Origin of the sequence: Micromonospora yangpuensis, assembly GCF_900091615.1 — a bacterium.
In the GTDB taxonomy this organism is placed as follows: domain Bacteria; phylum Actinomycetota; class Actinomycetes; order Mycobacteriales; family Micromonosporaceae; genus Micromonospora; species Micromonospora yangpuensis.
The window spans coordinates 2,506,651-2,519,815 of record NZ_FMIA01000002.1 but is presented as its reverse complement, the minus strand read 5'-3'; the positions used below and the strand labels follow the sequence as shown (position 1 = coordinate 2,519,815).

Here is a 13,165-nt window from a genome sequence, read left to right as displayed (position 1 = left end):
AGGCATGCGCCTGGCGACCTGGAACGTGAACTCCGTGAAGGCCCGCCTGCCCCGGCTGCTCGACTGGCTGGCCACCACCGGCCCCGACGTCGTGTGCCTGCAGGAGACCAAGTGCCCCGACGGGGCCTTCCCGGTCGCCGAGGTGGGCGAGCTGGGCTACACGGTGGCCAGTCACAGCGACGGCCGGTGGAACGGCGTGGCCATCCTGTCCCGGGTGGGGTTGGGCGACGTGACCGTCGGGTTCCCCGGTGAGCCGGGCTTCCCCGCCCCCGAGGCCCGCGCCATCTCGGCCACCTGCGCCGGGTTGCGGGTCTGGTCGGTGTACGTGCCGAACGGGCGGACGCCCGAGGACCCGCACTACGCGTACAAGCTGGCCTGGTTCGCCGCCCTGCGCGACGCCTTGGAGCAGGAGCTGACCGGGGCGCCCACGCTGGCCGTCTGCGGCGACTTCAACGTCGCCCCCACCGACGCCGACGTCTGGGATCCGGCGCTCTTCGTCACCTCCACCCACGTCACCCCGGCCGAACGCGCCGCCCTGGCCGCCCTGCGGGACCTGGGGCTGCGGGACGTGGTGCCGACGGCAATGAAGGGGCCGCACCCGTACACCTACTGGGACTACCGGGCCGGGATGTTCCACCAGAACAAGGGCATGCGGATCGACCTGGTGTACGCCTCCGCGCCGCTCGCCCACGCGGTGCGTTCGGCGTACGTCGACCGGGAGGCACGCAAGGGCAAGGGCCCCTCCGACCACGCCCCGGTGGTGGTCGACGCTGACCTGGTGCCCGCCGTGGAGTCGTTGTGAGCGCCTAGGCTGGAGAACATGGCCATCGTGAAGATCAACGCGCTCGACGTACCGCCCGGCGGCGGCGAGGAACTGGAACGGCGCTTCGCCGCCCGGGCCGCCGCGGTGGAGAACTCCCCCGGTTTCCTCGGGTTCGAGTTGCTGCGTCCGGTCGGCGGCGAGAGCCGCTACTTCGTCTACACCAGGTGGGAGAGCGAGGAGGCGTACCAGAACTGGGCCGCCGGGCCGTCCCGCGCCGCACACGGCGCCGGGGAGGGTGAGCCGCCCCGCCGGCCGGTCGCCACCGGCGCGAACCTGCTGGAGTTCGAGGTGGTCCAGCAGGTCCCCGGCCCCCGCTGACCACAGTCTGGTGGCGGCCCGGCGGGCAGACCACCGACAGTGGGCAACAGCCGGGTCACCGGCTGCGGGAGTCCGCAAAACCACGATCCCCGCAACTCCCTGATTCAGGGTGTTGCGGGGATCGCCAGAATCCGCGAGGCGTGAAGGGCCCTTCCGCTCAGCGCTGCGCCGCCGCCATGCCGACGAACGCCCGCCACGCGGCCGGACCGAAGGTCAGCGCCGGGCCGGCCGGGTCCTTCGAGTCCCGAACACCGACGACGCCGGGCACATTGTCGGCGACCTCGACACAGTCGCCGCCGTTGTTGCCGCTGTACGTGCTCTTGCGCCACCGCGCGCGGGTCAGGTCCATGATGCTGCCACCTCTTCGAGCAGGTCACGGGACTGGTCGACGGACATCGCCACGCCCCGGATGAGTTCCCATCTGCGACTCAGCGTAGCAAGGTCCGTCGCGCTGTCGACGATCTCGCCGCGCCCCTGACTGTCCACGTGCGCCCAGGCCGACCCGTCGCCCAATTCAGCGAGCGTGATCGGCCCACCGTGCCCCGAATAGATGCCGACGGTGCTCGGTACGACGTGCACGCGCACCGACGGCAGCTCGGCGCAGGCGAGCAGATAGGCGCACTGCTCGCGCATCATCGCCCGGTCACCGCCGAGCGTCCGCCGCAGTACAGTCTCGTCGATAACCGCGACCAGCAACGGCGGCCGGTCCCGGCGCAGGATCGATTGCCGCGCTGTCCGACCCTCGACCAGGCCATCTACCTCGGCGACGCTCAGCGCCTCGCCGGCGAGGGTCGCCCGCGCGTACGCCTCGGTCTGCAACAGGCCGGGCACCCAGGCGAGTTGGAATGTCCGCAGGGACACCGCCGCGCGTTCGATGTCGGCCCACCGCCGGAACCATGCCGGCTCACGGCGGCGCACCGTGCTCGGCCAAAGGTCGCCAACGTCGCGGCCCAGCACCCGCGCGGCGGTCGACCGGTGCCGAGGATGCGGCACGGCACCAGGGTTGACCCACCGCTGGACAGACTTCGGGTCTACCCCCACCTGGGCCGCAAGGCTGTCGGCGGTCTCCCCGCACTGCGTCATGGCTTCAATCAGAACGTGGTTCACGAAGCACCCTCCCCGACGTTTGCGACGTCTGTCTATCTTACCTAACGTGGTGTGGCCGCCTACCCTCCGATAGCCATAGTGGTCACAGGACGGCGCAGCTTCCCGGCGGGAAGGTGAATCCCGACCCGGCCCGTCGGGACCGGCAGGCCGCGCCGTCCCGGGGGCCGCCTCGCGGTTCACCCACCTTGCTCGAAGGCGGCCCCCTCACAGACCACAAGCGACCACACAGAGGGGTACCCGATGCTTTTCCGCAGACGGCGCACGAACCGCGGGCAGCGACCCGGGCCGCGCCACGCCGCAGGATCCCGCCAGCCGGCGACCGACCGCACGACCCCGCACCCGGACTGGGCGAACACGCGCACCGCCGTGTACCCGGTCGTGCGGCCGGGCAGCGCCGGGAACCTGACCCCGGCTCAGGCATGGCGGGCGAACCGGGGGCGCTGGCGATGATGATCCCGATCACTTACGGCGCGGACGCCTCACACGTGCCGACCCGACCGACGTGGGACTGCACGGCGTGCGCGGAGCCGTGGCCGTGCACGGAGTACCGGTCCGGCGACGCGTCGATGCAGATCGTCGGCGCGCTGATCTACCTGACCCAGCTGGCTATCCGGGACATGCGCTACCTGCCCGCGCCCGAGGTCGTCCGACGGTTCGTGTTCTGCACGCCCTTGAGCGACGCCGACGCGCGGGCGGTGGCGCTCGACCTGATGCGCTCACGGCAGCCGTTGCCCGACATCACCCGCACCCGACACACTCCGATGCGCCCACTCTGGGGCTGCTCGGCGTGCCGGAAGGACTGGCCGTGCGGGCCCGCCCAGGCGGCGCTACTACGCGTCTACGAGGGTGAGCCGGACGCCCTGGTGATGTATCTCGGCGCGATGCTGGCCCACGCGGGCGACCAGCTTCACCAACTCGGCCAACGCCCCCACCCGGCGACGCTCGACCAACGGTTTCTCGCCTGGGCGCGGGACGCCATCCGACCCGCGGTGACCTGACCTCCCCCGGACCGCCCGCCCCGGTGCGGCGTCGCTTTCGGTCCCCCGCCGCCGCGACGCCCCCGGGGCGGGCTTTCTACCGGGCACCGCGAGTGCAGCAGCCGGGTCACCGGCTGCGGGAGTCGACAAGCGAGGCGAAGGCGATCACGTTGTCCTGGTACCCGGTCCGTCCGCCGAGCCACTGCCCGCCGCAGGTGATCAACCGCAGTTCGGGCGGGCCGGAGTCGCCGTAGACCCGGTCGGCAGGCAGGTTGTCCTTGGCGAAGTGCTCCACCGAGTCGACCGCGAAGACGGCCACCGACCCGTCGGCCCGGGTCACCTCGATCCGGTCACCGGGGGTGAGCCGGGCCAGCTCGTAGAAGACCGACGGGCCGTCCTTGCTGTCCACGTGCCCGACGATGATCGCCCGACCGGCCTCGCCCGGGGTCGGTGCGCGGTCGTACCAACCGGTCTCGTTGTGCCGCTCCAGCGGCGGCACGGCGATCGTGCCGTCGGGGGCCTGCCCGACCGGCCGTACCGGCGCGTTGACCTTGATCGTGGGCACCGCCAGACCCACCGGCCGGCTGGCGGACAACCCGCCGGCCACCGACTCACCCGCTGCCGGTTCGGCCTCCGGCGTCGCGGCCACCCAGTCGAACGGCCCGACGGTACGGCCGAGGCCCGCGCCGGTGGCGAAGATCCCGACCAGCACCAGCACCACCGCCAACGGCACCGACCAGGGGCGCCGCCCGTCCGGCCGGCCCGCTCCGGCGGCCTCGCCTGCCGCCCGGCCGGCACCGGCCGCACCCCCGCCAGCCCGGCCACCTCCGGCCGCACCCCCGCCGGCCGGGCCACCTCCGGCCCCACTCCCGCCAGTCCAACCGGCAGCGGCCACGCTCCAGCCGGCCCAGCCGGCACCGGCCGCACCCCCGCCGGCACCGGTGCCCGGCCGACCGGGACGGGTCGTGTCCCCGCCGGCCTGGCCAGGGCGGGAAGCGACACTCCCCGAAAGGGCCTGCCGGGCCAGGTCCGACCAGGGCCGGGACTGCCGGGCCGGTTCCGCTCCCGACGGATCGGGCCGGGCGAAGTCGGGTGGATCGACGAGTCGGCGGGGGCGACCGAACCTGCCCACCACCGGGCGGGACGCCAGATAGGTGGCGGCGGCGAACCGGCCCGGCCCGGGAAGGTGGTCCGGTCCGAGCAGGCGGTCCGGTGGCGCGTCGCGGCGGTCCGGTCCGAGCAGGCGGTCCGGTGGCGCGTCGCGGCGGTCGACGGTCACGACGGGCCCCCACCACCGTGGCCGTCACGCGGTCGGCGGGCCGCCAGGACACCGGCCACCGCACCCGCCAGCGTCAACGCCAGCCCGCCCGGGACCAGCAGGTCACCGGGTCCGCCGCCGGCCGCGCCGCCGAAACCGGTGGCCGGGCCGTGGCTGGGTCGGTGGGTCGGCGGACGAGTCGGCGGATAGGTCGGCGGGTAGTGCTTGGTGACCTGGAGGGTCGTGGTGGCGGTCGCCCCCGAACGGCATTCCAGCTTCACCCGGTAGTTGCCCGGCCGGGTACGCGTGGCCACCATCGGGGAGGCGGTCAGGTAGCCGTACTGGGGATGGACGGTGACCTTGCCGAAGGCGTCCGACCAGACGGTCGCCGGGACCGAGTTGTCCCGACAGCTGGCCCTGATCCCGACCAGGTAACCGGGCTGCACCACGGCCGGACTGACCTGGACGAAGATGTTGTCCGGGTGGGGCGGGGCGGGTGGTGCCGGCTGCGGCGGGCCACCGGGCTGCGGATCGCCCGGCTGCGGGTCGACGGGCAGCGGGTCACCGGGCAGCGGATCGGCCGGCTGGGCCAGCGGACGGGCACCGGCCAGGGCCGGCGCGCCACCGGCCAGCGAAACGGTGAAGGTGGCGAGTGTGATCGCCAGCGCTGCGCCGAGGCGCCTACCTGCCCCCATGTCCCCTCCCGGCGCGGTCCACCCCTGCCGGGCGGCGACCGCCCGGCCTGCCGTACGGGATGATCCTCTCATCCCGGGTCGCACATCACATCCGCTCCGACCGCGGCGTCGCGTACTCTCGGGTCGCTGTGACCTCCACCGACCACGAACCCGCCGCCGTCGCCGGGCCGTCACCGGCCACGTCGTCGACCCCCGTCCCGACCGCGATCCCGATCCGGACCTTCCACCCACGCCGTGGCCGGATGACCGGCCGTCAGCTCGACGCGATGGACCAGCTCTGGCCGGTCTTCGGGCTGACCGTGCCGGAGCCTGCCGGCAGCCCGCTGGACCTGGCCGACCTGTTCGGACGCCGGGCACCGGTGGTGCTGGAGATCGGTTCCGGTATGGGGGACGCCACGGCCGCCATGGCGGCCGACGACCCGAGCCGAGACTATCTGGCGGTCGAGGTGCACACGCCGGGAATCGCGAACCTGTTGGACCTGGTCCGCCGGCACGGGCTGGGCAACGTCCGGATCGTCGAGGGCGACGCGCTGGAGCTGGTACGCGGCCTACCGGTCGACGCGTTGGACGCGGTGCACGTCTTCTTCCCCGACCCGTGGCCCAAGACCCGCCACCACAAACGGCGACTGATCCAACCCGCGCACGTCGCCCTGCTGCGTTCCCGACTGACCCCCGGCGGCACGCTGCACTGCGCGACCGACTGGGCGGAGTACGCCGAGTCGATGCGCCGGACCCTCGATGACGACCCGGGCCTGGTCAACGCCCACCCCGGGTACGCGCCGCGCCCGGCGCACCGGCCGGTGACCAAGTTCGAACGCCGGGCCCGCACCGCCAGCCGCGACGTCTTCGACCTGATCTACCACCGGGTGTAAGGAAGGGCCCCTTCCTATCGCTTTCTGTTGTACAGGGGGCCCTTCCTTACACCCGGTTGGCGCGCGGGGGCGGTGGGCGGGCACGATGGAGCGGCTATGACGCTCACCGCCGCGCTGCCTGCAAGCGCCGACCCCGATGCCCTGTACGACGCGTTCGCCGGCTGGGCGAAGGAGCGCGGCCTCGACCTCTACCCCCATCAGGAGGAGGCGGTCATCGAGATCGTCTCCGGCGCGAACCTGATCATGAACACGCCCACCGGCTCCGGCAAGAGCCTGGTGGCCACCGCCGCGCACTTCGCCGCGCTGGCCGACAACCGCACCACCTTCTACACCGCGCCGATCAAGGCGCTGGTGTCGGAGAAGTTCTTCGCCCTCTGTGAGATCTTCGGCGCGGAGAACGTCGGCATGCTCACCGGGGACGCCAGCGTCAACGCCGACGCCCCGGTGATCGCCTGCACCGCCGAGATCCTGGCCAACCTGGCGTTGCGCGAGGGCGCCCGGGCCGACGTCGGTCAGGTGATCATGGACGAGTTCCACTTCTACGCCGAGCCGGACCGGGGCTGGGCCTGGCAGGTGCCGATCATCGAGCTGCCCCAGGCGCAGTTCATCCTGATGTCGGCCACCCTCGGCGACACCACCCGCTTCGTCGACGACCTGACCCGGCGTACCGGCCGCGCCACCGCCGTCGTACGCACCGCCGAGCGGCCGGTCCCGCTGCTCTTCTCGTACGCGATGACGCCGATGCACGAGACCCTGGAGGAGCTGCTGCAGACGAAGCAGGCCCCGGTGTACGTGGTGCACTTCACCCAGGCCGCCGCCCTGGAACGGGCCCAGGCGCTGATGAGCGTCAACGTCAGCACCCGCGCCGAGAAGGATCTGATCGCCGCCGCGATCGGCCGGTTCCGGTTCACCTCCGGCTTCGGCAAGACCCTGTCCCGGCTGGTCCGGCACGGCATCGGGGTGCACCACGCGGGGATGCTGCCCAAGTACCGCCGGCTGGTGGAGACCCTCGCCCAGGCCGGCCTACTCAAGGTCATCTGCGGTACGGACACCCTCGGCGTCGGCATCAACGTGCCGATCCGTACGGTGCTCTTCACCGGCCTGAGCAAGTACGACGGGGTCCGTACCCGGTTGTTGAAGGCCCGGGAGTTCCACCAGATCGCCGGGCGGGCCGGCCGGGCCGGATTCGACACCATCGGCCGGGTGGTGGTGCAGGCCCCCGAGCACGTGATCGAGAACGAGAAGGCGCTGGCCAAGGCGGGCGACGACCCGAAGAAGCGGCGTAAGGTGGTCCGCCGCAAGCCGCCGGAGGGCTCGATCGGCTGGGGCGAGCCGACCTTCCAGCGGCTGGTCGAGGCCGAGCCGGAGCCGTTGACCTCCAGCTTCCAGGTCAGCCACTCGATGCTGCTCAACGTCATCGGCCGCCCCGGTGACGCGTTCGCCGCGATGCGGCACCTGCTCACCGACAACCACGAGGACGCCGCCGCGCAGCGCCGGCACATCCGCCGGGCCATCGCGATCTACCGGGCCCTGCGCGCCGGCGGGGTGGTCGAGGAGCTGCCCGAGCCGGACGAGACCGGCCGGCGGGTCCGGCTCACCGTCGACCTGCAACTCGACTTCGCCCTCAACCAGCCGCTCTCCCCGCTGGCCCTGGCCACGATCGAGCTGCTCGACGCGGAGAGCCCCGCGTACGCCCTGGACGTGCTCAGCGTGGTCGAGTCGATCCTCGACGACCCCCGCCAGGTGCTCTCCGCGCAGCAGTTCAAGGCCCGTGGTGAGGCGGTCGCCGCGATGAAGGCCGAGGGCATCGAGTACGAGGCCCGGCTCGAACTGCTCGACGAGGTGACCTACCCGAAGCCGCTGGCCGAGTTGCTGGACGCCGCGTACGAGATGTACCGGCGGGGGCACCCGTGGGTCGCCGACCACCAGCTCTCCCCCAAGTCCGTGGTCCGCGACATGTACGAGCGGGCGATGACCTTCGGCGAGTTCGTGCAGTTCTACGGCCTGACCCGGTCCGAGGGGCTGGTGCTGCGCTACCTGGCCGACGCCTACAAGACGCTGCGGCAGACGGTGCCCGAGGACGCCAAGACCGAGGAGCTGGTCGACCTCATCGAGTGGCTGGGCGAGCTGGTCCGCCAGGTCGACTCCAGCCTGATCGACGAGTGGGAACGGCTGCGCAACCCGTCGGACGCCGAGGAGGTGGCCGCCGCCCTGGACGACCGGCCACCGGCGGTCACCCGCAACGCCCGCGCCTTCCGGGTGCTGGTGCGCAACGCGCTGTTCCGCCGGGTCGAGCTGGCCGCGCTGCGCCGCTACGACCTGCTCGGTGAGCTGGACGCCGCCGACGGCTGGGACGCCGGGGCGTGGACGGACGCGCTGGCACCGTACTTCGAGGCGTACGACGGGATCGGGACCGGTCCGGACGCCCGAGGACCGGCGCTGCTGATGATCGACCAGAGCAACTCGCAGCGGTGGACGGTGCGGCAGATCCTGGACGACCCGGACGGCGACCACGACTGGGGGATCAGCGCCGAGGTGGACCTGGTCGCCTCGGACGAGACAGGTGCCGCCGTGGTGCGGATCACCGACGTCGGACAGCTCTGAAATTTCTCTTCGCGGGGCCGTCCGGAGTGTCCGGGCGGCCCCTTTTCTGCCCTGGGCGATGTCAGACCCGTCGATTAGAATGTGTGTACTAATCGAGCCTTTGAGCTGGGAGGACGCCCATGAACGCGCCCACCTCCACCCCCCTCACGCCGTACGCGACCCTGCTGGGTTTCACCCGGTACGTCGACCGCACCGGACCCACCAAGGCCACCTTCGTCGGCGGCCTGCGCAAGCAGCGGGCCAGCCGCTCCGGCTTCAACCCGCACGGTCAGTTCGTCAAGGCGCTCAAGGCCGACGTCGCCTTCCACACCGGCGGCACCCACCTGGCCCAGGTGGTCGACGTGGTCAAGCCCCGGTGGCGTCCGCTCTACCAGGCGCTGGTGCCCGGCGCGACGCAGTGGCTGCACTCACTCGGCGACCCGCGCGAGGTGGAGCTGGCGCAGACCCGCGACGCCCTCGCCCTGCTCGGCGACCTCCCAGTCAAGATCAACCCCCACTTCGGCATCCGGTACGCCGACGGCCGCGCCGAGGCCGTCCGACTGCACTTCGACGAGGCTCCGCCCAGCGAGGAGGCCGCCCTGGCGACCCTGCACCTGATGGCCCGACACATGGACGCGGTCCTGCCGCACGCCCAGCCGATCCTGGTCGACGTCCGCCGGGGCACGACCCACCGGATGCCGGATTCCGTCAAGCCCGAGCAGGTCGAGCAGTGGCTGGCCGGCGAGGCCGCCGCGTTCCGCGCCATCTGGTCCACCGCCGCCTGACGAAACAGCACCCGCGCAAGAGCCGCCACCCAACGCCCCCACATCCCGAACGAGTGAGGGCCCACCAGACGGAAGCCACCACGTCCCGGAAACAGCAGGCTCCCACCACACCGGGACGCCCTGAATCCCGGAAACAGCGAACAGCCACCACATGAGAGGCCCTGAATCCGAGAAACAGCAGGCTCCCACCACACCAGCGACACCAGGATCCGGGAAGCAGCGAGGGGTGTTCGGGTGGGGGCGGCGCGGGGAGGCGTCATACCAGAGAGGGGGGCGGTTCTCGGAGTTATCCACAGGTGACCGGTGCTGGCCCTTGGCCGTTGTCCACAGGGGGCGCGGCGGTGACGGTGGATGCGCCAGCCTGGCGGGCATGGCAGAAACCGCCCGGCGCCCCCGCAGCTGCGAGGTCGCATCTTCCGTGGTTCCACCGTCGTCAACGACGGCCTGCTCAGCCGCAACGACCTCCGAAGTGCGGCCTGGCAGCGACTGTTCCGCGACATCTACGCCGACACCGACCTGACCCTGACTCACCGGGCCCGTTGCCTGGCGGTGAGCCGTTGGCTGGCTCCCCCAGGCACGGCCATCGCCGGACGTGCGGCAGCCGCCCTGCACGGCGCGGCTGCCACAGCCAACGAGGAACCGATCGACGTGCTGACTCCCGCGGATGTCCGGATGGGTCCGATCTCGGGTGTACGGGTGCATCGTGGCCTGCGCGAGGCGACGGATGCCGTAGACCGGGACGGCATCCTCGTCACGACCGTCACCCGTACCTGCTGGGACCTGGCCTGCTGGCTGACTGCCATGGAGGCGGTCGTGGTCGTCGACGCACTACTCAGACAGCGGTTGACCAGCCAAGACGACCTTCGTGCCTATGCGTGGGAGCACCGCGACCGGCGGGGCTGGCGGGCGTTGCTGCGGGTCGTCGAGCTGACCGACGGCGGTGCGGAGTCTCCGCAGGAATCCCGGACGCGGGTGCACCTCGTGCGGGCAGGGCTGCCCCGGCCGGTCACCCAGTACGTGATCACCGGTCAGGGGCGGTTCATCGCACGGGTCGATCTGGCGTGGCCGGCCTTCAAGGTGGCGGTCGAGTACGACGGCCGCTGGCACGACGATCCGGAACAACTTCACCGCGACCGGCGTCGACTCAACCAACTGGTCGGCGAAGGCTGGCTCGTCCTGCACGTCACCGCCCGACGGTTACGGGAGGACCTCGACGGATTCCTGGGCGAGGTCCACATCGCCCTGCGATCCCGAGGCGCCCGACTCTGACACCACACCCCACCGGCACACCGGTCTCTGGCGGCACCCGTCGTTACGCCGGAATGTGGTGCCCTGTGGTGCCCGTTCCGTTCCTGGCTCCGGTCCGCGGGCGTGGTCGCTGCTGCCGATGAGCCCGGCCAGGTCCGGATCAAGCTCGCGGCGAACGTATGGACGGCCGACGACGGCCAGCAGACTGGCACCCCACCATTCATACCCGACTGTCAGGTCACCAGATTCAGGAAGGAGCGGCCGATGCTCGTCGGCGTGGCCACCACATCCAGGAAGGAGCGGCGTGCGCTCGTCTGGTCGGGCGGGGACACCCACCCCGACCCGGATCCAGGTAACCCAACGGGCACCAGACACCACCACATCCCGGATCCAGCAACCCGACCACCACCACAACCACGATCCAGCGCCCCCACCAGCGCCGAAGGCCACCACATCCACGATCCAGTGCCCTAACAAGCGCAAAACACCACCACAACCACGATCCAGTGCCCCCACCAGCGACGGAGGCCACCGCAACCTGAGCGGCCCGGTCGACCTGAACGGGGTTCCCGCTGTCCGATGGGTGTCGGGGGAGTTGGGTCAGGGGGTGAGGTGGGCGGCGCCTCCGCCGCCGGCTTCGGGGGCACCGGCGGGGGTCACGACGTACGGGCGCATCATGTCGTGATCCTCGTGCTCCAGGATGTGGCAGTGCCAGACGTACCGGCCGGGCAGGTCGAAGTGGGCCTTGATCCGGCGCACGCTGCCGGGGAAGACCGGGACGGTGTCGTGCCGGCCACCCTGGTCGCCCCGGGCCGGTCCGCCGCCCGACCGGCCCGACCCGAGTAGCTCGAACTGCACCTGGTGCAGGTGAACCGGGTGGGTCTGCGAGGTGAAGTTGTGCAGTTCCCAGATCTCGGTGCTGCCGAGTCCCACCTGCTCGGTTACGGGGGCGCCCCAGGGCAGCGGCACGGGTCGGCCGCGCTGGTCGACCACGCCCAGCTGGAGAACGCCGTGCCCGGTGGAGTTCGCGTACGACAGGGAGAGTCGCCGGACGCGGTCGGCGGGTCCGAGCGGGGGCACCGCGGGCAGCCGCAGCTGGTGCGCGGGGACGGTGTCGTCCGGGCCGATCCGGTCGGTGACGACGAACTTCAGCACCTGCCCGGTGGTCTGCGGGTCGGCCGGTCCCCCGCGGGCGTCCGGTCCGTCCGGTCCCTCGTTGACCAGGTACAGCTCGGTGCCGGCGGGGACGTCGGTGAAGTCGATCAGCACGTCGGAGCGGGACCCGATGGAGAGGGCCAGCCGGTCCTGCTCGACCGGGGCGGGCAGGAAGCCGCCGTCGCTGCCGAGCTGCCAGATCGGCAGCACCGGGCGGGCCGGCCGGCTGGTCGGCCGCGCCGCCACGCAGAGCTGGAGGAACCGGCTGTTGCAGCCGTTGAGCAGGCGGAACCGGTACCGGCGGCGCTGCACCGGCAGCACCGGCCAGGTGTTGCCGTTGACCACCATGGTGGTACCGAAGAAGGGCATCCCGGCCCGGCCCGACGGGTAGGACAGCTCGCCGTCGGCGCGGAAGCTGCGGTCCTGGATCAGCATCGGGATCTCGTGGGGCGTTCCGTCGGGCCCGGCTGCCGCGCCGGGCAGCACGCCCGGCGGCAGGTCGGCGTCCCCGCCCCGCAGCAGGTAGAAGCCGGCGGCACCGGCGTACATGCTCAACCTGGTGAGCCCGACGCTGTGATCGTGGTACCAGAGCGTGGTGGCTTGCTGGTCGTTGCGGTACTCGAAGCGGGCCGAGCCGGGCGACCAGTGCGTTCCGGCGTTCGCCAGGGCGTCGAACTCCTCGTAGGAGCTGCCCACCCGGGCGTAGCCGGCGGGGATGTCCCGCGCGTCCGGCAGGTACCAGGCTTCGGGGTAGCCGTCGTTCTCCGGCAGGTTGTGGCCGCCGTGCAGGTGCACGACCAGCGGGACCGGGCCGAGGTAGCGGGCCGGCGTCCGGTCGGGGTCGGGGTGGGTGTCCCGGCCCTCGGTGCCGCCGGCCGGGTTGGCCCAATGCAGTGCCGGGTCGACCGGTAGCAGGTGGGGCAGGTACCGCCCGTCGCCGTCGACCAGCTCGTTGCGCCAGGTGACCCGGACCGGGCGGTCCACCCGGGCCTCGATGGTGTTGCCCGGGTAGCGGAACGTCCACGGGTGGGCCGTGGAGCCGAACCCCCACACCCGGGTGCCGGGCAGGGAGGTCGGCAGCACCTGCTGCCGGAACTGGCGCAGCCCGACCGAGTACTCGTCGGCGTCGGTGCGGGCGACGGTGGGCATGGTCCCCGGCACCCGCAGCCGGGTGACGTACTTGGGGATCGTCTCGGCGGCCAGCGTCGGGGCCGATGTCCCCGTCCCCGCCCCTGCGCCCGCCCAACCGGGCGGGGCCAGCGCCGCCGCCGTGCCGACCGCCCCCGTGACCAGCAACCGCCGCCGAGTGACCATGAGCCGCCCCCTCCGTAGCTCCCAACCGAG

General features: G+C 72.1%; 12 protein-coding genes. 7 read left to right on the top strand and 5 right to left on the bottom strand.

Annotated features, from left to right (window positions below):
* The first annotated feature begins 4 nt into the window (after positions 1 to 4).
* On the top strand, positions 5 to 802 hold the full coding sequence (locus GA0070617_RS11480) for an exodeoxyribonuclease III (protein WP_091436314.1): 798 nt from the start codon (positions 5 to 7) through the stop codon (positions 800 to 802).
* An 18-nt stretch (positions 803 to 820) separates the two neighbouring features.
* On the top strand, positions 821 to 1,141 hold the full coding sequence (locus GA0070617_RS11475) for an antibiotic biosynthesis monooxygenase family protein (RefSeq protein ID WP_091436312.1): 321 nt from the start codon (positions 821 to 823) through the stop codon (positions 1,139 to 1,141).
* Between the two features lie 157 nt (positions 1,142 to 1,298).
* On the opposite strand, the gene GA0070617_RS11470 is transcribed toward GA0070617_RS11475, so the two are convergent.
* Both GA0070617_RS11470 and GA0070617_RS11465 read right to left on the bottom strand, forming a co-directional pair.
* Entirely contained in the window at positions 1,299 to 1,490 is a 192-nt protein-coding gene (locus GA0070617_RS11470) for a DUF397 domain-containing protein (RefSeq protein WP_091436310.1), read from the bottom strand.
* On the bottom strand, positions 1,481 to 2,248 hold the full coding sequence (locus GA0070617_RS11465) for a DUF5753 domain-containing protein (RefSeq protein ID WP_091436307.1): 768 nt from the start codon (positions 2,246 to 2,248) through the stop codon (positions 1,481 to 1,483). Before GA0070617_RS11465 ends, GA0070617_RS11470 begins: the two co-directional genes overlap by 10 nt.
* 419 nt (positions 2,249 to 2,667) lie before the next feature.
* On the opposite strand from GA0070617_RS11465, the gene GA0070617_RS11460 reads away from it, so the two are divergent.
* A complete protein-coding gene (locus GA0070617_RS11460) occupies positions 2,668 to 3,246 on the top strand; it encodes a hypothetical protein (RefSeq protein ID WP_091436305.1) in 579 nt (192 codons plus the stop codon).
* A gap of 106 nt (positions 3,247 to 3,352) precedes the next feature.
* Here GA0070617_RS11460 and GA0070617_RS11455 read toward each other — a convergent pair whose 3' ends face one another.
* Positions 3,353 to 3,958: a class F sortase gene (locus GA0070617_RS11455; RefSeq protein WP_091436303.1), complete on the bottom strand. Its 606-nt coding sequence runs from the start codon at positions 3,956 to 3,958 to the stop codon at positions 3,353 to 3,355.
* A 542-nt stretch (positions 3,959 to 4,500) separates the two neighbouring features.
* Positions 4,501 to 5,178, bottom strand: coding sequence for a hypothetical protein (locus GA0070617_RS11450; protein ID WP_229688307.1), 678 nt, complete (start codon positions 5,176 to 5,178; stop codon positions 4,501 to 4,503).
* 242 nt (positions 5,179 to 5,420) lie between these two features.
* On the opposite strand from GA0070617_RS11450, the gene trmB reads away from it, so the two are divergent.
* From trmB to GA0070617_RS11430, 4 genes are all read left to right on the top strand, one after another.
* On the top strand, positions 5,421 to 6,050 hold the full coding sequence (gene trmB, locus GA0070617_RS11445) for a tRNA (guanosine(46)-N7)-methyltransferase TrmB (protein ID WP_217628923.1): 630 nt from the start codon (positions 5,421 to 5,423) through the stop codon (positions 6,048 to 6,050).
* Between the two features lie 96 nt (positions 6,051 to 6,146).
* Positions 6,147 to 8,654, top strand: coding sequence for a DEAD/DEAH box helicase (locus tag GA0070617_RS11440; RefSeq protein ID WP_091436297.1), 2,508 nt, complete (start codon positions 6,147 to 6,149; stop codon positions 8,652 to 8,654).
* A 119-nt stretch (positions 8,655 to 8,773) separates the two neighbouring features.
* Positions 8,774 to 9,418 (top strand): hypothetical protein, encoded by a 645-nt coding sequence (locus tag GA0070617_RS11435; RefSeq protein WP_091436294.1) that lies wholly within the window; start codon positions 8,774 to 8,776, stop codon positions 9,416 to 9,418.
* A 351-nt stretch (positions 9,419 to 9,769) separates the two neighbouring features.
* Entirely contained in the window at positions 9,770 to 10,687 is a 918-nt protein-coding gene (locus tag GA0070617_RS11430) for an endonuclease domain-containing protein (RefSeq protein WP_091436292.1), read from the top strand.
* A 579-nt stretch (positions 10,688 to 11,266) separates the two neighbouring features.
* On the opposite strand, the gene GA0070617_RS11425 is transcribed toward GA0070617_RS11430, so the two are convergent.
* Complete coding sequence (locus GA0070617_RS11425; RefSeq protein ID WP_091436290.1) at positions 11,267 to 13,135, bottom strand: multicopper oxidase family protein; 1,869 nt, start codon at positions 13,133 to 13,135, stop codon at positions 11,267 to 11,269.
* Between the last annotated feature and the right edge of the window lie 30 nt (positions 13,136 to 13,165).

Bases quoted from the DNA above. Each gene is read 5' to 3' on its own strand.
- GA0070617_RS11430 (WP_091436292.1), top strand. From the start codon at position 9,770: ATGCGCCAGCCTGGCGGGCATGGCAGAAACCGCCCGGCGCCCCCGCAG.
- GA0070617_RS11470 (WP_091436310.1), bottom strand. From the start codon at position 1,490: ATGGACCTGACCCGCGCGCGGTGGCGCAAGAGCACGTACAGCGGCAAC.
- GA0070617_RS11480 (WP_091436314.1), top strand. From the start codon at position 5: ATGCGCCTGGCGACCTGGAACGTGAACTCCGTGAAGGCCCGCCTGCCC.
- GA0070617_RS11450 (WP_229688307.1), bottom strand. From the start codon at position 5,178: ATGGGGGCAGGTAGGCGCCTCGGCGCAGCGCTGGCGATCACACTCGCC.
- GA0070617_RS11425 (WP_091436290.1), bottom strand. From the start codon at position 13,135: ATGGTCACTCGGCGGCGGTTGCTGGTCACGGGGGCGGTCGGCACGGCG.
- GA0070617_RS11435 (WP_091436294.1), top strand. From the start codon at position 8,774: ATGAACGCGCCCACCTCCACCCCCCTCACGCCGTACGCGACCCTGCTG.
- GA0070617_RS11475 (WP_091436312.1), top strand. From the start codon at position 821: ATGGCCATCGTGAAGATCAACGCGCTCGACGTACCGCCCGGCGGCGGC.
- trmB (WP_217628923.1), top strand. From the start codon at position 5,421: ATGACCGGCCGTCAGCTCGACGCGATGGACCAGCTCTGGCCGGTCTTC.
- GA0070617_RS11440 (WP_091436297.1), top strand. From the start codon at position 6,147: ATGACGCTCACCGCCGCGCTGCCTGCAAGCGCCGACCCCGATGCCCTG.
- GA0070617_RS11460 (WP_091436305.1), top strand. From the start codon at position 2,668: ATGGCGGGCGAACCGGGGGCGCTGGCGATGATGATCCCGATCACTTAC.